Source organism: Oleiphilus sp. HI0128 (assembly GCF_001635365.1).
The window spans coordinates 1-990 of record NZ_LWGG01000147.1; the positions used below are offsets into that span (position 1 = coordinate 1).

The following is a 990-nucleotide window of genomic DNA, read 5'->3' on the forward strand; positions in this document are numbered from 1 at the left end:
CATCGCTGGTGGTCATACCCATCGCAGATACCTGCTCAGGATTCAGCCAGATACGCACAGAGTAATCCCCTGCACCAAATACTTGAGCATTTCCAACACCTTCTAGGCGAGCAAGTTCATCGCGCACTTTCAAGTTAGCAAAGTTAGACAGGTACAACATGTCATAGCTATCGTCAGGTGATAACAGATGCACGACCATCGTTAAGTCAGGTGAAGATTTGGTTGTGGTCACCCCCAAACGTTGAACGTCTTGCGGCAGCCTGGGAATCGCTCGCGAAACACGGTTTTGGACTTGTACCTGCGCATCATCGACATCAGTACCCAGCTCAAAGGTAACAGTAATTGCCAAGCTACCATCTGAGGTTGCTTGTGAGGACATATAAAGCATGCCTTCAACACCATTAATCGCCTGTTCCAATGGCGTAGCAACAGAGTCCGCCATCACTTCGGGGTTTGCGCCAGGATAGCTAGCATTAACCACAACGGTTGGCGGAACAACCTCTGGGTATTCTGTTATCGGCAATTGAAAGACGGCGATCAAGCCAGCTAGGAAGATCATCATCGAGAGCACGCCAGCAAAGATCGGGCGGCTAATAAAATATTGTGAAATACTCATTTTGGCTTGCCGCTCCTAGCCTTGGCTATTGTTAGTGGCTGGCGCCATATCTGCATCACTAGGTGATACCGGCATTCCAGGGAAAACATTTGGCAAGCCCTGCCCCTTGATAACAATCTTTTCACCAGCTTCCAGGCCACTCTTAATCGCCCTCAAACCCTTGAATTTAGGACCCAACTGAACAGGGCGATATTCCAAGATGTTGTTTTCTCCTAAAACCAATACATATTTATGACTAAGGTCTGTCACGACAGCTTTCTCATCAACAAGAATTCCTGGATAGCTCGCACCTATCTGCATATTAATCCGCGCAAACATCCCTGGCGTGAACTTACCATCTTCATTGCTAAATACTGCACGCAGTCGTATTGTAC

The 990-nt window shown here is 47.7% G+C and carries 2 protein-coding genes; both read right to left on the reverse strand.

The window, feature by feature from the left end:
* Window positions 1–616, reverse strand: a 616-nt coding sequence (locus A3763_RS01925) for an efflux RND transporter permease subunit (protein ID WP_197482692.1), incomplete at its 3' end; no start/stop codon positions are given.
* 15 nt (window positions 617–631) lie between these two features.
* Window positions 632–990: efflux RND transporter periplasmic adaptor subunit (locus A3763_RS27930; RefSeq protein ID WP_369823076.1), on the reverse strand; the 359-nt coding region annotated here is incomplete at its 5' end.